At 63.5% G+C, this 17,769-nt stretch carries 14 protein-coding genes and 1 pseudogene; 6 read left to right on the top strand and 9 right to left on the bottom strand.

Annotated elements, in window-relative coordinates; all coding sequences use genetic code 11:
* Positions 1-138: 138 nt before the first annotated feature.
* Positions 139-2,376 carry a phosphocholine-specific phospholipase C gene (locus AC57B8_RS08195; RefSeq protein WP_496479236.1) on the bottom strand — a complete coding sequence of 746 codons (2,238 nt, stop codon included), beginning with the start codon at positions 2,374-2,376 and terminating at the stop codon, positions 139-141.
* A gap of 465 nt (positions 2,377-2,841) precedes the next feature.
* On the opposite strand from AC57B8_RS08195, the pseudogene AC57B8_RS08190 reads away from it, so the two are divergent.
* A pseudogene (locus tag AC57B8_RS08190) lies at positions 2,842-3,027 on the top strand (IclR family transcriptional regulator domain-containing protein); the annotation flags it as partial.
* A 454-nt stretch (positions 3,028-3,481) separates the two neighbouring features.
* Positions 3,482-6,157, top strand: coding sequence for a winged helix-turn-helix domain-containing protein (locus AC57B8_RS08185; protein WP_496479235.1), 2,676 nt, complete (start codon positions 3,482-3,484; stop codon positions 6,155-6,157).
* Positions 6,158-6,370: 213 nt separating this feature from the next.
* On the opposite strand, the gene AC57B8_RS08180 is transcribed toward AC57B8_RS08185, so the two are convergent.
* From AC57B8_RS08180 to AC57B8_RS08160, 5 genes are read right to left on the bottom strand one after another with little or no spacing between them, the layout of a single operon-like run.
* On the bottom strand, positions 6,371-7,612 hold the full coding sequence (locus tag AC57B8_RS08180) for a CaiB/BaiF CoA transferase family protein (RefSeq protein ID WP_496479234.1): 1,242 nt from the start codon (positions 7,610-7,612) through the stop codon (positions 6,371-6,373).
* Positions 7,613-7,637: 25 nt separating this feature from the next.
* Entirely contained in the window at positions 7,638-8,399 is a 762-nt protein-coding gene (locus tag AC57B8_RS08175; protein WP_496479233.1) for an enoyl-CoA hydratase/isomerase family protein, read from the bottom strand.
* Positions 8,396-9,610: an extracellular solute-binding protein gene (locus AC57B8_RS08170; RefSeq protein ID WP_496479232.1), complete on the bottom strand. Its 1,215-nt coding sequence runs from the start codon at positions 9,608-9,610 to the stop codon at positions 8,396-8,398. Before AC57B8_RS08170 ends, AC57B8_RS08175 begins: the two co-directional genes overlap by 4 nt.
* The gene (locus tag AC57B8_RS08165; RefSeq protein WP_496479231.1) at positions 9,607-10,404 is read right to left on the bottom strand and encodes an IclR family transcriptional regulator; all 798 of its coding nucleotides are present in this window, start codon (positions 10,402-10,404) and stop codon (positions 9,607-9,609) included. The genes AC57B8_RS08170 and AC57B8_RS08165 overlap by 4 nt, the downstream gene beginning before the upstream one ends.
* A 60-nt stretch (positions 10,405-10,464) precedes the next feature.
* Positions 10,465-11,481 (bottom strand): Bug family tripartite tricarboxylate transporter substrate binding protein, encoded by a 1,017-nt coding sequence (locus AC57B8_RS08160; protein ID WP_496479230.1) that lies wholly within the window; start codon positions 11,479-11,481, stop codon positions 10,465-10,467.
* Positions 11,482-11,554: 73 nt separating this feature from the next.
* Here AC57B8_RS08160 and AC57B8_RS08155 point away from each other — a divergent pair, with 73 nt between their 5' ends.
* Entirely contained in the window at positions 11,555-11,707 is a 153-nt protein-coding gene (locus tag AC57B8_RS08155) for a hypothetical protein (protein WP_496479229.1), read from the top strand.
* 461 nt (positions 11,708-12,168) lie between these two features.
* Here the strand turns inward: AC57B8_RS08155 and AC57B8_RS08150 are convergent, their stop codons facing one another.
* A complete protein-coding gene (locus AC57B8_RS08150; RefSeq protein ID WP_496479228.1) occupies positions 12,169-13,182 on the bottom strand; it encodes a LysR family transcriptional regulator in 1,014 nt (337 codons plus the stop codon).
* A 115-nt stretch (positions 13,183-13,297) separates the two neighbouring features.
* Between AC57B8_RS08150 and AC57B8_RS08145 the strand changes: the two genes are divergently transcribed.
* Genes AC57B8_RS08145 through AC57B8_RS08135 form a run of 3 tightly spaced genes read left to right on the top strand, consistent with a single transcriptional unit; the run spans position 13,298 to position 16,616 of the window.
* Positions 13,298-14,092 carry a gamma-glutamyl-gamma-aminobutyrate hydrolase family protein gene (locus tag AC57B8_RS08145; RefSeq protein WP_496479227.1) on the top strand — a complete coding sequence of 265 codons (795 nt, stop codon included), beginning with the start codon at positions 13,298-13,300 and terminating at the stop codon, positions 14,090-14,092.
* A gap of 35 nt (positions 14,093-14,127) precedes the next feature.
* Positions 14,128-15,243 carry a M14 family metallopeptidase gene (locus tag AC57B8_RS08140; protein WP_496479226.1) on the top strand — a complete coding sequence of 372 codons (1,116 nt, stop codon included), beginning with the start codon at positions 14,128-14,130 and terminating at the stop codon, positions 15,241-15,243.
* 47 nt (positions 15,244-15,290) lie between these two features.
* The gene (locus AC57B8_RS08135) at positions 15,291-16,616 is read left to right on the top strand and encodes an MFS transporter (protein WP_496479225.1); all 1,326 of its coding nucleotides are present in this window, start codon (positions 15,291-15,293) and stop codon (positions 16,614-16,616) included.
* Between the two features lie 339 nt (positions 16,617-16,955).
* Here AC57B8_RS08135 and AC57B8_RS08130 read toward each other — a convergent pair whose 3' ends face one another.
* Both AC57B8_RS08130 and AC57B8_RS08125 read right to left on the bottom strand, forming a co-directional pair.
* Positions 16,956-17,261 carry a type II toxin-antitoxin system VapC family toxin gene (locus AC57B8_RS08130; protein ID WP_496479224.1) on the bottom strand — a complete coding sequence of 102 codons (306 nt, stop codon included), beginning with the start codon at positions 17,259-17,261 and terminating at the stop codon, positions 16,956-16,958.
* A 97-nt stretch (positions 17,262-17,358) separates the two neighbouring features.
* The gene (locus AC57B8_RS08125) at positions 17,359-17,625 is read right to left on the bottom strand and encodes an antitoxin (RefSeq protein ID WP_496479223.1); all 267 of its coding nucleotides are present in this window, start codon (positions 17,623-17,625) and stop codon (positions 17,359-17,361) included.
* Between the last annotated feature and the right edge of the window lie 144 nt (positions 17,626-17,769).

Genomic DNA, 17,769 nt, shown 5'->3' with positions numbered 1-17,769 from the left:
TAGTCGGGATGAGACGATTCACCGAAGGAACGACAGGGCGTGCTCGGATCCTTGGTGAACCGCATATTTCTCAAATTCTCGCGAGCGCGTAGTCAGTCCGAGTGACCAGCCAAGCGAGCAGATAGGTGAGAGCAGTCGTTACCGTAGGCTGCCCATGGCCGGATCGCTGACGCTGTCCCGGCCGGTCTCGACCCGTCCGGCGAAGCGACGCAGGTAGCTGGGCTCGTCCGACCGGGTCATGCTGAAGTCGTACCAGTGAGCGCTGTTGTCTAGAGACCAGGTCTTCTCGACCACGGCACCGCCAGCGGGCAGGGTCATGGTCCAGGGGCCATCAGTACGGTAGGCATTGGCCCTGACTGTCACGCTACAGGCGGTCGTGCCGGTGTTTCGCATGTGCAGATAGACGTCGCCATTGGCCACGTCGTAGCACACCTGGCACTCCGGCTGGGCCTGCCCCGATTTGCCGGTGTCTCCAGTGAAATGGCGCAGATAGCCATTCGGGCCCATGACCCACAAGTCGTACTTCCCACCGTCGCCAGAGATGCTCCAGGTATCCGTCAGGGCCTTGCCACCTTCCACGGTGTAGCGGCGCGGAATGCGGGTCAAGTGCAGCTTGTCGTAGACATGGAACACCGCCCCCTGTTTGCCGGTGTTGGAAAACAGGAGGTCGACCTTGCCCGCCACGACGCGCGCACTCGTGTGCAGCTCGTAGGGCAACGCGCGTGACGGGCGTGCCCCGGACTCCTGGACAGGCACCTGCGTGGCGGTCGGTGCTGGCGGGTAGGGTTTGCTCTTCTGTTCAGCTTCGATCGCGGCGTAGTTGCTGGTGTCCGGCAGCTTCGGAAACTGAGGGTCATTGGGTGTCGAAAAATTGAAGGCCGAGGTCAGATCACCGCAGACCGCCCGGTGCCAAGGGCTGATCGCTGGAACCGTGATATCGAATCGTTTCTCCAGGAACATGCCCACCGAGGTGTGGTCGAAAGCCTGGGAATTCACCCAACCGCCCTTGCTCCACGGAGAAATCACGAACATGGGCACGCGTGCACCCGGGCCGAACGGTCGCACCGTGCCAGTAATCGTGTCTTTGGGATCGAGTTGGCGCCGGTCCGCGGTGGCATCGTAGTATTCGCCGTCCAAAGGCAATGTTGCCTTCCCCGCCAGCGTGCCGTCCGGGTTGTAAGAGGGCACAGCGGGCGCGGGGAGGTGGTCGAAGAAGCCGTCGTTCTCGTCGAAATTCACAAAGACAGCCGTCTTGCTCCACACTTCTGGGTTGGCCGTCAGGGCATCCAGAACCTGCTGGATGAAGTGGCCTCCCTGCACCGGACTCGAGGAATCGGGATGCTCGCAGGTGGGCTCCGAGGGCAAGACCCAAACCACCTCGGGAAGCTTGTTGGCGAGAACATCCTTCTTCATGTCCTCCACTGTCCACGGGGTCATTCCATTCTTGAACAACGGCGAACTGTGGTCGGACTGCGCGTCGCGGAAGCTCTGAAACGGCAGGCAACCGTGCATGGCACCTTCGAAGTTGTCCACAGGGTCTTGGCAAATACGCCAGGTCACGCCTGCCTTCTGCAAAACCTCCGGGATGGTCGGCCATCGGAACGGAGCGTTTCTCGTGTTGAAGCCGTAGTACGGATATCCGTCGGCGTTCGGATCCAGCGGCTCAGGCTCCCTGATTCGTTGGGAATAGTCCACCCAGCCGCGGTTGTAGTCCACCCAGCCACGCATGTTGTTCGGCTCGGAGTCGGCGTCCGTACAGTTCACTCCTCGTTGCGCCAGATCCGGGTTGAAACCGGAGCCGGAGAAAAGGAACACCCGGTTTGAAATTGTCGGACCGGTTACCGAGCAATGGTAGCCGTCGCAAAGCGTGAAGGCCTCCGCGAGCTGGAATTGGAAGGGAATGTCCGCGCGCTTGAAGTAGCCCATGGTCGCCCACGAGTTGGGACGCTTTGCTGTCGTCTTGTCCAGCGGCCAGAAGCCCATACTGCCTTGGCGCCACGCCAGTTGCGAGTCCTGGTAGTTGTGTGGTACGTCACCAAACCGCATCGCGTTCATGGTCGCCGGATCGAGATGGTAAGGAGTAATGTCCTTGGTGCCGTCGGACTGGTACCAAACCGATTTGCCACTTGCAAGCGGAATGGTGATGCGATCGCCGAAGCCGCGAACGCCCTTGAGCGTGCCGAAGTAGTGATCGAACGATCTGTTCTCCATCATCAAGATCACGACATGCTTGACGTCCTTGATGGTGCCGGATTGCACCGCAGCCGGAATGGCCAGTGCGCGCCGAATGCTCGGCGGAAATGCGGTCAGCGCTGTGACTGCGCCAACGGAAAGGGATGCTGACCGCAAGAATTTGCGGCGATCGTTCGATTGCATGACTCGGTCTTTCTAGTTGGATGGAGGGGCAGTCTTTAAGGCGCGCAGTGCACCACGGCCGCAGGCCGTGAAGCCCCGGGATCTGCTGCAGCGGGAGATGTGGGTGGAGTTGTGGAGGTGGGGATGAGAGCGGGCATCGTGGGAGCACCTCCTCCCCCTCCACCACAGGCCACGAGAAACAGGCTAAGAAGAGCGCCTGTAATTGCGGCTGCGCGTTGCTTGATGTTCATGAAAGCTCCTGTCATTGGGTGTGGGTCGGCCAGCGGATGCTAGATAGGCCTCATGACAAGTAAATGAACAATCCTCAAAAAATGAATCTATAAAATTGAGTAAAACTTTTTCAACTTCTCGAGAAGATTGCTTCATCTCCAGTGGCTTCCCAGACGCAACTTTTTGGGGTGGTGTCAAGTATTCAGAGAAGCACAAGTTGGCGGCTTTTCAGGCCTGCATGGAGGGCTCCACCACATGCGCGTGCTGGCACAGCAAAGCCACGAGAGCGTGGCGCTCGTCGCCCTCGTGAACGACCGCGTCCTGTGCCTGGAGATGATCGACAGCGAACAGTCGCTGCGCTGCTCCTTCGACCGCGGCCGCAGCGTGCCTGCACGCGACGGCGCCAGCGCCAAGTGCCTGCTGGCCCACGCGCCCGACGACGCGCCGAACTCGACGCCATCTCAGATCACGACCGCCTCATCTAGCTCACCGGTTGACGTGTGCCGGCCGCGTAGTGCGAGCCGTTGGCCGCTCGTCGGATGCTCGACGCGACGCGATCGAGCGGCCCTCCGGCGTTGCTTCGGCGATCACGGCCAGCGCAACGAGCCCCTCGAGATGTTCCATAACTCCCGGCGTCGCCACAAAACTGCGGGCGATCCATCGTCCACAAAGTTCGAGCGATACCATTTCGACAGCTCAAAAGTGGCAAGGAAAGCAGGGCGGACTCAGGCGGCCATGCTCTTACTGCGCTCTCGATGACGCCGTAGGACTTGCGACGAGTGGAGGCATGACTCATGCGCTGGCACATCGTCGTATGATTCTGACAATCGCCTAACAATTGCTGGGGCCGTTTTGAAGGCGCGAGTGCCGTCTTCTCGCCGTGCCCTCATGGGAAATGAATCCTATCGATTCGGAACTCCTGCTGAAAGCTACCGCACCGCGGACGGCGAAGTACATGCTCACTCGTGAGCAGCTGCACTCGGACTCCATCGAGTTGAATGGCCGAAGTCTTATCGTTCTCCAAGCCTCCGGCGGCTTCGGGAAGACCTCTCTGCTACAGCAATGGCGTCGTGAATGGTTACGCCGGGGTGCTGTTGTGGCTTGGCTGATGCTTGACGAGGGCGATGACGCTACGCGGTTCGCACAAGGCATCAGTGTCGCCATGCAGCTAGCGACTGGCGGTACTGCATCGGATTTCACGCGCAGCGCCGCAGGCATACAAAGCAGCATGGAGCGCTTGACGGACTGGTTGTCCCTGGTGGCACAAGCAGCAGCGGAGATCGTGCTCGTGCTCGATGATGCGCATACCCTACCGGACGCCACGGTGCAGGGCGCTCTCGCATATCTGGTACACAACGCACCCGCCAACCTGACAGTGGTCATGGCTGCTCGCCGCCGGCTTGCACTGCCGGTGTCAGGCATGCGCGCTCGCGGGCAATATGCGGAGGTCAATACCGAGATGCTCCGCTTGCGGCTGGAGGAAACTATCGCGGTGTTGCGTGCGCGGTTTGGCCGTCGGATCGATATGGACACATGTGCACGCCTGCACGAACTGAGTGAGGGGTGGCCACTGGGACTCCAGTTGGCGATCTCGGGTATCGATGGGAATGCAAACGTACGCGACGCGGTTGCGAGGTTGGTGACCTCTCATGGCAGCATCGATCTCTATTTCCTGGAGTCTCTGACCGGGCAATTGCCTCCAGCGCTCTTGGAATTTTTGGAGCGAATTTCGATCGCTGACATGATCAGCCCCGCGTTGTGCTTTGCATTGACCGCCGACCCGAACGCTGAGGCGATGCTTGAACGGCTGCGTGCAGCCACGCCGATCTTCCTCGATGTGCCCAATGGGGACTGGTCGCGCATGCATCCATTGGCAAGGGAATTCCTCCGCACACGAGTGCAAGCATGGCCTGACGAAGTGCGACGCAATCTTCACTTGCGGGCAGCCTCCTGGCTAGCTGATCATGGGATGCACGAAGCCGCGGTGCGTCACGCGTTCGCAACCGATCAGCCGCAATGGGCTTACGATCTGACCGAACGTTGCCTGCACCAGATGATTGGAAGTGGTCACTTTGCGACGGTATTGGAATGGATCGAGCGCCTGCCGATCGCCGAGATCGAGCGTCGCCCCCGAATGAGGCTCGGTGCAGCCTGGGCGCTGGTCTCGGCGAATCGCCACCGTGATGCCGCGACGTTGGTGGACCCATTGCTCCAAGACAAGGCAACGCCAGAACGATGGCGTCTTGAGGCTGCTGGAATCATGTCGGCGGCCGAATACCATGCCGACCATCTCGACAATGCAGCGGAGATTCATTTCACTTGGCGCGCGATGACGCAGAACGAAAAGTACAAGCGCGTGCCAATGCTCCATCGGACGGCTCTTTCCTACCTCTACAAAGGGCGGCCTGATATGCTGCGGCAACATCATGCGCACACAGCTCGCATACACGGTCTTCGAGGAGATATGGACTCCATGGTCGGCCTGATTGAATGGGAAATCGGTCTGAGCTATTGGTGGGAAGGCCAGGCGGATCTTGCCCGAGAGGCGCTTCGCGCCGCAAGTACAAGGGCGGACACGGAGATCGGCAGGCGAAGTCACCCCGCGACAATGCTGGCCACGGCATTGGCTGCGGTGCTGTGGGACTGTGATGCGCCGGCTGAGGCGGCTGTTGTGTTGGCGAATCGGCTGGACGTCGTGGAGCGAAGCATGGCGGTAGACCCTATGTGCATGGGTTATGTAACGGCTGCGCGCATCGCCAGTTGGGAAGGTCAAGAAGGAAGGGCCTTCGACCTACTGCATCAACTGTACGCAGTCGGCGAGACACGTGGGTTGAAGCGAGCGTGCGTGGCCAGCCTCGCCGAACAAATCCGCATGCACGCGCAAGGCGCGCACGCACGCACCTGCTACAACCTGGCCAAGCGGCTGGAAGCGATATGCCCGATGGATTTGATATCCGAATCGGGGCTGTGGGGATCGCTGTGCAAGCTGCAGTTGAGCGTGGCTCATGCCTATGCTGCGATCGGTCAAGGAAAATACGACGACGCTTTGAAATTCCTTGCGCCTGCCGCTTTGCTGGCTGCACACCTGCGACGTGGTCGGGACGAGATCGAGATCACGTTGCTGCAGGCGTTGATACTCCGTCGGATGTACAAGGACGACAGTGCTTTGCTGGCCGAAGGATCAAGCTTGGCAAGGGCTCGCGGCCTCAGGCGCATCGCACTGGATACCCGTTTGGACGCAACTCCGACAGCCCAGCAGGTGACCGCGCAGCCCACGTTGATAGTCCGTCACGCCGTCGATACCTTCGCCGCGCCAGTGATTGCCAATACGCGAACCAAGGATTCCAGTGCCTCACGCGTCCTTCCGACCAGCCTCCTGACACCAAAGGAAAGGGAGGTTTTGCAACTGCTCGCTCGGCGCATGTCCAACAAGCAAATTGCGACGACACTCGATATCGGCAACGAGACGACCAAATGGCACATGAAGAATCTGTTCAGCAAGCTAGGGGCCGGCTCGCGTAAACATGTTGTCGATCGCGCACGCATGCTCGGAATCTTTGAAGACACTTGAGCGGGCGTGGACGCAATCGGCTGACAGGGAGATTGAATGTCGCGTTTCCATCTGAGAAGAGGTGACGATGGCAATGCAAGAGCGCTGACGCTGAATCAGCAATGGTGGATGTCGCGCGCTCTTCGCTAAACGTCGCGATCATGATCTGCTTTGCACAGAAGCGGAGTCACTGCCGCCAAGGTGCACAGAATGAAGTACTGATCGGCCCAACGACTATCTTGTCACCGCCGCGGGCCGGGCGGTGCCCTTGCCGTCGACGTTGCCCTGCGCGATCACCTTGCCGGCAAGCAGCGCGTGGATGGTGTCCTGGCTGACCCCAAGGCTTTCGAGCACTTCCGTCGTGTGCTGGCCGACGGCGGGCGAGGGGGTCCGGATGCTCGCTGGGGTCTTGCTCAGTGCCACGGCGGGGGCCACGGCCTTGACGCGACCGATGGCTGGGTGGTCGTAACTGGTGATCATCCCCATGTGCTGCACCTGCGGGTCGTTCTCGACCTCGAGGTGCGTCTTGATCTCGCCGCACCAGATGCCCGCGGCAAGCAGTGCCGAGAGCAGCTCCGCGCGCTTCCACTGGCGGGTGCGCTCCGACAACAACTGGTGGATCTCGTCGCGGCTCTCGAACAGACGCTTCGGGTCGTCGAAGCGCGCGAGTTCGGGGGCCTGGAGGATCTTGATGAGCGTGGCGAACGGGCTCATGGCCACGGTGATGTAGCCGTCGGCCGTCTCGTAGATGCCGAAGGGCGCGTCCATGCCGGGGTGGGCGATACCAGAGCGCGGGCGCTCGAAGTTCTCGCCGAGATTGAGCACGCTCATCAGCTCCTGCGCCTGGTGCGCCAGCAGCCCGGCCAGCAGGTTGACCTTCACCTCCTGACCCAGCCCAGTGCGGTGGCGCCAGTGCAGCGCGGTGAGGATGCCGTACACCATGTTCATCGCGCCCACCTGGTCGGCGAAGCCCGCGCCCACCGGCACCGGCGGACCGTCCCCGCGGCCCGTGGCGGCGGCCAGGCCAGTGAGACCCTGGATCAGCAAATCCTGGCCCGGCCGGTCCACGTACGGGCCCGATTCGCCGTAGCCCGAACCCGAGCAGTAGATGAGCCGCGGGTTGATGGCGCTCAGCGCCTCGTAGCCGTAGCCCAGCCGCTCCAGCACGCCGGGACGGAAGTTCTGTACCACCACGTCGACCTTCGAGATGATCTCGTGGATGAGCTCACGCGCCTGCGGCGCCTTCAGGTCGACGGCGATGGATTTCTTGTTGCGGTTCCAGGCCACGAAGTTCGGGCTTTCGGTGCCGCCCAGCCAGCGGTTGTTGAAGGTCAGCTGGCGGAACATCTCGCCCGACTCGGGCCGTTCGACCTTGATGACATGGGCGCCCATGTCGGCCAGCAGCATGGTGGCAAAGGGCCCTTGCAGAAGGTGGCTGAAATCGAGAATGGTGATGTCGTCGAGTGCTTGGCTCATCGGAGACTCCGTGGGAATGTGGGGGTCAGCTGCCGCGGCGCGCGAACTCGTCGATGCGCGCCTTGGCATAAGGGGTGCGGTGCAGTTCGCGCAGCGCTTCGTATTCCTGGGCCAGGCCGTCGGCGAAGGGCAGGTCGCGCGCGGCGCGCGTGAGGCGCTTGGCGTGGGCCAGGGCTTCGGGCGAGGCCTCGGCGAAGCGCTGGCACCAGCCGATGGCTGCCTCGACGGCGTCGCCCTCGGACACCACGTTCACCACGCCCCAGTCGTGCCACTGCTCGGCGGTGCGCGCGGCGCCGGTCACCAGCAGTTCGAGCGCCCGGTTGGCTGGCAGCTTGCGCATCAGCCGCTGCGTGCCGCCACCGCCCGGCAGCAGGCCCAGGCGAATCTCGGGCAGCCCGAGCTTGGCTTCGGCGTGGGCCACGATGAGGTCGCTGGCCAGCGCGATCTCGAAGCCACCGCCCAGTGCATAGCCGTTGACGGCCGCAACCACGAGTTTCGGCGATTGTTCGATCAGCGCATAGACACGGGCGCCGCGGCGCTGGAAGTCGGCGAAGGTGTCTTCGGTCAGCGCGGCGTACTCCTTGATGTCAGCACCGGCCATGAAGGAGGAGCCGTGCCCGCCGAGCACGATCACCTTGACGCCCGCTTCGGCGTCGGCCGCCACGAGCGCGTCGCACAGCTGCGCGATCATCCGGCTGTTCATCGCGTTCAGTTGCTCGGGCCGGTTGAAGCGGACCAACGCAGCGTGGCCGCGGATTTCCAAGGTGACGAAAGTGTCGTTGTTCATGGGGCGTGTTCCGTTGAAAGGGGCGATGGCACCATGTCGCGGGCCGCCCAGGCGTCGGCGTGCAGCGCGCTCAGCGTGTGCTGCAGCGTGCGCAGGTCCGTCTGACCGCGCAGGCAGCGGTTGATCTCGACGCCGGCGGCTTCCACGAAGGGAACGAAGCCCGCAAATCGCGGGCGCACCCAGGCCGCTTCGAGTGTGGGCAGCGTGGCGGCGAAGAAGTCGCGGGTCAGGCCGTTGACGGCGGGGTCGCGCCAGGCCGTCACGTTGCCGGGCTGGCCGCCAGCCTCGACATAGAGGCCGCTTTGCACCTCGGCGCTGTGCAGCCAGGCCGCGAACGCGGCAGCCTCGTGGGCATGCGCGCTGTGGCTGGAGACCGCCATGCCGGCGCCACCGAGCAGGGCGCCGCGTTGCGGCTCGGCGCCCGGGCCGGCCAGCGGCGCGAAGCGCAACCAGGGTGCACGCTCTTCCCGCGCATAGTTGGAATAGCCGAAGGCCGCGGGGCAATAGACCATGCGGTCCGAGGCCGTCATCGCCTCATACACGCGGATCGGGTTGTCGTCCAGGCAGGACGGTTGCGCATGCTGCACGATCCACTGCAGGTGCGACATCACCTGTTCGGTGGCGCGCGCCGGCAGGAACTCGCCGTCGGTCCCACCCACGGGATGCCCGAGGTTGGCCGCCAGTGTCAGGAAGGTGCAGGCGGCGTCGGTCGGCGTACCGGCCCACCCGAGCGTCTGGCCGTTGGCACGGGCGCGTTCGGCCACCTGCACCACGTCGGACCAGCGCCGCGGTTCGTCCAGCGAAAGCGCGGCCAGCAGGTCCTCGCGGTAGCTCGCGACATGGGCCGCGGCATCCGTGGGGAGCGCGAACACCTTGTCGCGCCACACATAGGTGTTGCCCGAGGGACCGACGCCCTGCGCCGTCAGCCGCGACAGCGTGGGGCCGTCAATCAGCTCGCGCAGGTCGCGAAAGCAGCCGGTGCGCTCGGCCTGCCCCATGAAGGGGTGGTCGATCACCAGCAGGTCGAAGTCACTGGCCAATGTCTCGATGGGGTAGGCCCCGAAGTCGTGCAACGAACGCTTGCGCCACTCGATGCGCACGTGGCCGTTCAGTTCCGCGTAGCGGTTCGCGCAGGCCACCAGTGGGTCGTAGCCGCGCGGGTGGTCCCAGGTCAGTCCCTTGAGCGCGATCTGTCGTGACGAAGAGGTCATGCGTGGCGGTCCTGTTCGTCGGATGGCGTAAAGCCCAGGAAGGCGGACAGTTCGTCGGCCGTGCGCTGCGCCATCGGGCGCACATCGGCCAGGCCCATGTGCATGCCGACCTGGCTCAGGAACGGCACCGTCAACGCGGCAACGGCCGTGCCGCGGTGGTCGCGCACGGCGAAGCTCATGTTGGTCACGCCCTGCACGATCGGGCTCGTGAGTTCTTCTGCGGCACGGGTGAGTGCGGATTCGAGCCGCTGCAGCAGCTGCCCGCTGGGAAGCGTCGGCACGGCCTGGACCCAGCTGTCCCATTGCGCGCGCGGCTGGTGAGCGACGAGCACCACGCCGGAGCTGGTTTCCAGCGCCGGAAATCGCGCGCCGACCCGCACGCGGTAGTTCATGGGCAGCGGGCTCTCGGCGCTCGCGACGATCAGCACGGCCTCGCGGTCGAGCACCGCGAGGTGGCACGACTGCTCCATGCGGTCGGCCAGAGCGCGCATCAGCGGCGTGGCCACGCCCAGCAGGCGCTCGATCGGCGGGAAACGGTGCGAGAGTTCGAACAGCTTGCCGGTCAGGAAGTAGCGCTCGGTGGTGGTCTCACGCGCAATCACGCCCCGCGCGACCAGCGCGATGGCCACGCGGTAGATCTCGCTCATCGTGCGCTCGAGCTGGCTCGCGATATCCGCCAGCGCGAGGCCGTCAGGTTGCGAGGCCAGCAACTCGATGACGTCCAGCGCCTTGTCGACGGCGGGGGCCGAGTACTGCGCCGGCTGGTCGGACTTGACTCCGGGGGCGGGGCTCATGGCGCGGTTCTCCTGAAGGTGTGTGAGTTTCGGAAGGTGAAAAAGGAACAGGACATGCGCTCAGTCTGCCCGGATATCGTTGGCCTTCACCACTTCACCCCACGTCTTGTAGTAGTCGCGGGTCATGGCCATCAGGCGCTCCGGCGTGCCGCCGCCGGGCTCGTCGCCGCGGTCGGTGATCGTCTTGGCGGTGGCGGGATCGGCCATCGACTTGTTCAGCGCGGCGTTGGCCTTGCGGACGATTTCGGGCGACAGGCCGGGCGGGCCGTACAGGCCAATGAAGGAGGTGACGACGAAGTCCTTCACGCCGAGTTCGGCCGCGGTCGGAACGTCAGCCACTGCGGGCACGCGCTTGTCGCCAGTGACCATCAGCGCCCGCAGCTGCCCCGACTTGATGAAGGGCGCGATGACCGACACCGCGTCGAACATCAGGGTCACACGCCCGGCGATCAGGTCCTGCATCGCGGGCGCGCTGCCCTTGTAGGCGATGTGGTTCATCTTCGGCTTGCCCATGCGCTCGCGCAGCAGCTCCATGGCGGCCTGCGTGAGGCTGCCCGGCCCGGAGGAGGCGTAGTCGACGCCGCCCTGCGTCTTGTCCTGCGCCTTGACCCAGGCGACCAGCTCGTTGAAGTTCTTCGCACTCACGCTCGGGTGCACTGCGAGCACCAGCGACGACTGCAGCAGCAAGCCGATCGGCACCAGCGTGCGCGGATCGACCATCGGCGTGTTGCGGTAGGTGTGCGGGTTGAGAGTCATGTTGCCCCCGTTGCCCACGAGCAGGCGGTAGCCGTCGGTCGGGCCTTTCAGCACGTAGTCGACGCTGATGTTGCCGCCGGCACCCGGGCGGTTGTCGATCACGAAAGGCTGGCCCAGTGCGGCCTGGAAGCCTGGCGTCTGCACCCGCATCGCGAAGTCCGTCTGGCCGCCGGGCGGCGCGCCGACCACCGCCGTCACGGCCTTGTCGGGCCACGACGCGACGCCCTGCGCCGAGGCGATGCCCGGCAGCAGGCCGGCCGTGAACAAACCCATCCCCGCACCCAGCGCCTCGCGGCGCGAACAGCCCAGACCAGTTTTCATGTGCGTCTCCGATTTCTATTAATGAAAGCCAATTGTCATTGATGAAAATAGCATGAAGGACGAGGGATAACCCGTGGACGAAGATGCGATGCGCATGAAGGCGCGCGGCCGCGTCGGTCGCGGACGGTTCGGTGCTGTGAGGGGGCCGGCCTCGGCCACGGTGCGTTTTCAAGAATCGGCCCGTTTCTCCGAGGCCTCGACCGATCTCATCCCCGGCCTGGTTTGATGTCACAACGTAACCTGGATTGAGGCTGGATCGCCCCTGATCTCAGGGCGAAGTTGTGCCGCGCGCACGGTCTCGGCCGCGTCCAGACTGTTGAATCTATTGAGGATCAATGCCTGCGCGTGCCATGAGGCCGAGCGGCTGAACGGCAGGTGCAGGCATGGCTCAATCCGGCACTTCCACGTCAGGAAATGTCGGATTCCAGCATCGCTGAAAACCTGGCGATCAGCGGATTCATGTTCGAAAACACGGGGTAGGGCGCGACGATCTCTTCTCCTACCGCTGGCAAGATGACTGGCGCTTTCGTTCGCACTTTAGGGTGCAGCACCACCCTTTGGCGGTGAACTCGATCCATCCAACCGCGTTCGAGTCTCCATCTCGCCATGTACCCGGCTGCAAATCTGATGATCCTGATCACCGATTTGAATGGACCTTTAATTCTGCCGAGGCTGCATGATTCCTCCTCATTTGCCGCCGGAACGCTTCAACACCTTTGTCGAGGTTGATCCATTCGTGCGAGACGATATGACATCCAGGCTGTGTCCGCGTACATGCCGGCGCGAGATCTCGGTGGCCACATTCGCAAAGCTCGCCCGCACAAACTCGAATGCCCGCGTGGCTGCAGGCACCAACGTGCGGCCAGCACGATGGATGATCCCAAGGGTCAAATCCAGGTCGAGCCGCGGCGTCACATCGATCGGCACCACCACGCCAGCGTTCAGGGGACCGAGCACTGCGATGTCGGTCGATGGCAGAACGGCGTCACTCGATGCCAGCAAAGTGTGCACGGTGCCCAGGTCGCTGGTGCTGAGGGAAAAATGTTTGCTGATCGGCATACTCAAGTCATACAGGTCCGCCAGCCTGCGCTCGAGCGATTCATCGGTGTAGCCTGCAGCAATCAGCGGATAGACAGAGAGATCGGCCATCGTGACGTTGCGCTTTGCCGATAGTGGGTGCCCTGCGCGGGCGAACCAACCGAATGTGCACGGGTAGAGCGCATCGATCACCATATCGGGATCGTGCCGAGCGATGCGTACGTCGCCGATGAAGCAATCGAGTTGTTCGTTCATCAATGCGGCATGGAGTATGTCGGTACTCTGCACCATGGTGCTCATTCGCAAGCCCGGCGCCTTGTTGAGCATCTCCAGCATCAGCGGTGCTAGCAGGAACTTCGCGATCGATGAGCCCATGCCGACTGCCAGCGAGCCCATCTCGCCGTCGCGCATGAGCGCCATCGAACGGGCCCCTTCGTTCTCGTCGAACACGATTCGCCGCGCTCGCTCGACATAGGCGAGGGCATATGGCGTCGGGCGCAGACGCCGATCCTGCCGGTCGAACAGCGGCACCTGCAAGGTGCTCTCGAGTGCACGCAGGCTCCGCGACAACGCAGGCTGGCTCAGGTGGACCGTGTCAGCCGCGGCGCTCAGTGAGCCGAGGTCGATGACTGCCAGGAAATGCTTGAGTTGCCGAATGTTCATGGTCGCCTTTCATTTGCAATTAATGCAATGAGTTGCTGAGAATTATGCAATTTACGCAATCAAAGCAAGTTCCTAGACTGCCGTCAAGAACCCTCGCAAGAGCCATACAAGAGTCATGAAGCCCCTCCCGCCCCCCTCTGCAGCGCTGCGCCCCGTCGTCGCCATCTCGTCCGACCGCATCGAACTGCACGGCCACCCGGTGCATGCGGCCCTGCACGGCTACGTTCGCGCGGTCAGTGCAATTTCTCGCGCGCTTCCCCTGGTGCTGCCGTCTTTCGCCGACGGGCTGGATGTGGACACCCTGATCGCGTCGATCGACGGCATCGTTCTCACGGGCAGCCCGTCGAACGTGGCACCGACGTGCTACGGCGCGCCCTTGCCGCATCGCGAGATGCTGCTCGACCACCAACGCGACGCCGCCATCCTGACGCTGCTGCCGGCGCTGGTCTCGGCCGGCGTGCCGGTGCTAGCCGTGTGCCGCGGCTTCCAGGAAATGAATGTCGCGTGGGGCGGCACGCTGGAGCCTGCCGTACACGAGCAAACCGGCCGGCTCGACCACCGCGAAGGCGATCACGACCGCCCCATCGAACGCTGGTACGACGACAGCCATGACCTCCACATCGTCGAAGGCAGCCTGCTCGCGCGATTGGCGGGCGGCACACGCGAGAGAGTGAACTCGGTGCACCACCAGGGCATCGATCGCTTGGGCACCGGCTTGCGCGTCGAGGCCAACGCACCCGACGGCCTGGTGGAGGCATTCACCGTCGCAAGCGTGGCCCAGTTCACGCTGGCCGTGCAATGGCACCCTGAGATGCGCATCGACGACAGCGCTTTCGCGCGCGCCATCTTCGAGGCTTTCGGCAATGCCTGCCGGCTGCGGCAGCAGCAGCGTCAGCTTCAATTCACCTGACCCATACAGACAGACAGACAACTTGACGGAGACACATGGACAACGCTCGGATCAACGCGCTCTTCAGCCGCAGCTACGCTGAAGCACGCCAGAAATTCCTGAATGCCGCATCGCAGCGCGGCCTCCAGGTCGAGTCGCACATGCTGCCGATGCCCGGCGTCGACGGCGAGTCGCTGGCCACCGACGTGGTGCGGGAGGGGGCGGCCAACGCCTCGAAGATGCTCGTGGTCATCAGCGGGGTGCACGGGGTCGAAGGCTTCTGCGGCTCGGCGATCCAGACCGGCATGCTGCAGCTCGATGCCGGCACCCGTTCGGACGCCTTGCAAGACACGGCAGTACTGTATGTGCATGCGGTCAACCCCTTCGGGTTCTCGCATTCGCGCCGCGTCACGCAGGAGAACGTGGACCTCAACCGCAATTTCGTCGATTTCTCGAAACCCCTGCCAGTCAACGTAGGCTACGCAGAAATTCACGAGTTGCTGCTGCCGACCGAGTGGCCGCCGCATGTGGACGTCGAGTCCGCGCTGGCCGCGTACCGCGAGCGCCACGGCGCACGTGGCCTGCAACGTGCCATCGGCCTGGGCCAGTATGCTTTCGCCGACGGCATGTTCTTCGGTGGAAACGGGCCGACCTGGAGCAACGACACCTTTCGCCGCATCCTGCAGCAGCATGCGCCGCAGGTGCGCCAACTGGCTTCGATCGACATCCACACCGGGCTCGGAGCCTATGGCGTGGGCGAGCGCATCTTCGCGAGCTTCGACGAGGATCCTGCCGTGCTCGCACGCGGCGAGCGCTGGTGGGGCGAGCTGACCTCAGTCACTGCCGGCACGTCGACCAGCATTCCGCTGACCGGACCGATCCAGGCGGCGTTTACCGAAGAATTCCCCGCCGCGCAGCACGTGGGAATTTGCTTGGAGTATGGAACCTACGCGAGCGAGCGCGTCACCGGTGCGCTGCGCGCGGAGCATTGGCTGCACAGGCACGGCAGTACCGATGCGGTGCAGTCAGTGGCCATCAAGCAGGCGCTCAAGGATGCGTTCTATCCCGATGCCGCAGACTGGAAGCTCGCCGTGTGGCAACAGGGCGCGCAGGCCTGCTTGCGCGCGCTCGAAGGCTTGCAGGAAGAGGCGCCCCACGCCACGCCGGCCTGAGCCGCGTCCGTTTCGATCTCCAACACGAACACTCCACGGAACACCCCATGAACGCGACCCCCATGAATCCCGCGTCCCAGGCCCCCACGGGCGCGCACAGCGTGCATGCCGCGCAACAGACCACGATCAGTCGCAAGGCCGTGGCTGCGGCCGTCGCGGGCAACGCACTCGAGTTCTACGACTTCGTCATCTACGCCTATTTCGCTGTCCATATCGGACGTACCTTCTTTCCCGTGAGCGGCGAGTTCGGCAGCCTGCTGGTTGCGGTGGCCACGTTCGGCGTAGGCTTCTTCACGCGCCCGCTTGGCGGGGTACTGATCGGTGCATTTGCCGACCGGGCGGGACGCAAGCCGGCCATGATCCTGACGGTCGCACTGATCACCGTCGGCACCCTGGGCCTCGCGGCGACGCCCAGCTACGCAAGCATCGGCATCGCCGCGCCGATCATCGTCGTGTTCTGCCGATTGCTGCAAGGCCTTGCACTCGGCGGCGAAGTGGGTCCGGCGACCGCGCTGCTGCTGGAAGCGGCGCCACCCGGTCGACGAGGCTTCTATTCGAGCTGGCAGGTCGCGAGTCAAGGACTGGCGGTGGCTGTAGGCGGGGCGTTCGGCGTAGCGCTCTCGCTTGTGCTCGCGCCGGAGCAGCTTTCGTCGTGGGGCTGGCGTGTACCGTTTCTATTCAGCCTGGTCCTGATTCCGATCGCGCTGTACATCCGCCGCAGTCTTCCCGAGACCCATGAGGGCAGCAGCGAGCGCACCAGCACGCAGATCGTCGGCACCGTGTTCAAGAACCACAGCCGAATCTTGGTGCTGGGCGTGCTTCTCACAGCCGCCACCGCGGTGGCTTCGCAAGTGGGCAACTACATGGTCACCTATGCGGTCATGGTGCTGAAGCTGCCATCGGCGCTCGCACAGGGCAGCGTGCTGATGGGCGGCGTCATGACCTTTGCGTTTGCACTTGCTGGCGGCCTGTTGTGCGACCGTTTCGGCAGAAAGATCACCAACCAGTTTCCACGCATTGTGCTGATGCTGTTGATCGTTCCGCTGTTCATGTGGCTCTCTGGTGCACCCAGTGCAACCACGCTGCTGACGGTTTCTGCGCTCCTGGCTGCACTCACGGCCATGTTCGGCGCGGCGGGACTGGTGACGGTGCCGGAACTCCTGCCGATCGCCGTGCGAAGCACGGGCCTTTCATTGGTTTACGCAATCGGCACTTCGCTGTTCGGCGGCACGACACAGTTCGTCGTGACATGGCTGATTGCCATAACGCACAATCCGCTGGCACCCGCCTACTATGTCGTCGCGATGTGCGCCATCAGCGTGGCGGCGATGTGGATGTTGCCCGAATCGCGCGATGTCGACGTAATGAAGTAGCTGCGAAGTGAAGGTCGTAGCCGGCTACCGGATCAAGTTCACGCCGTTCGGTGAGATCAAGGATTCGGGCCTGGTGCACACCAGTTCCCCCACCTCGTCCTGGCCGGCATCGTTCCACGCCTGCACGCAGGCGCCCAACATGCGCCATTGCATCTCGCCTGTGTACACCGGCAGGGTGGAGGCTCCACCAGGAAGCCGCCCGCGATGTCCGTTTCGCCGGAAACGATGTTGAGCCAGAGATCGCGTTTGACGGCGCTGTACTGCCAATCACAAGCCCCTGGTGGCCCCGCGCGTGGGCCATGGATCGTTCGGACAAAGGCTCGGTCGCCCGCCGCGGGTTCAGGGCCCGGTCGACGCTCGAAGCCAGTTGTCGAGCACCAAGCCAGGCACACGCGCGAAATGCTTCGCGTTGGCCGTGACGATGATGGCGCCGACTGAAAGCGCGTGGGCCGCGATCATCTCGTCGAAATCGCCGATGGGTGTACCGCCCGTTTTCAGATGGGCGCACAGATCGCCATGCCGCAGCGCAGCGTGCGCATCCCATGGCAGGACCGGCGCGATGCGCAAGAACTCCTGCACGATCCTATGCAGCCGCACGGCCTCGTCCCGCCGGGCGATGCCGGTTCTCAATTCGGAACAGGTCACCGCAGAAATGCACCACTGCCCCGGGGCCAAGGCTTGCAGACGCGTATCGAAGACCGGATTGCTTCGCTCGCCGCGTTGGTGTCGAGCATGTACTGAGTCATTCCTTCCAGCCTTCGAAAGGGTCGCGCAGTTGCTCGGTTTCTTCGCGCGCGCCGGGAAAGTCCGAAGGAACTACGCCCAGTTGTTTCCGCATTTGCATGAACGCGCGCCAGTCGGCCGGGGCGCGCGTGGACAGGATGACGTCGCCAGTAGCGTCATCACGTCGGATATAGACCTCGGTGGTGCCGTCGAAACGGAATGCGGCCGGCAGGCGCACGGCCTGGCTGCCTCCGGGGGCAAAAAGTTTGGCGGTGGATTGGTGCACGACGGACTCCAAACAGGCGATATATCTACCAACGTATCTACATTACCTTCTCAATTCAAGACGGCATAGCTGCTCTCGTGGATGACCTGGTGCGCCAGCTGATGGGTCTTGGACGGCACCACGATTCGATGCACCACGGTGCTG

It is taken from the genome of Variovorax sp. BGA-UO-ETr-C22 (genome assembly GCF_059567965.1).
The sequence above is the reverse complement of the archived record's forward strand: the minus strand, read 5'-3'. Positions and strand labels throughout refer to the sequence as shown.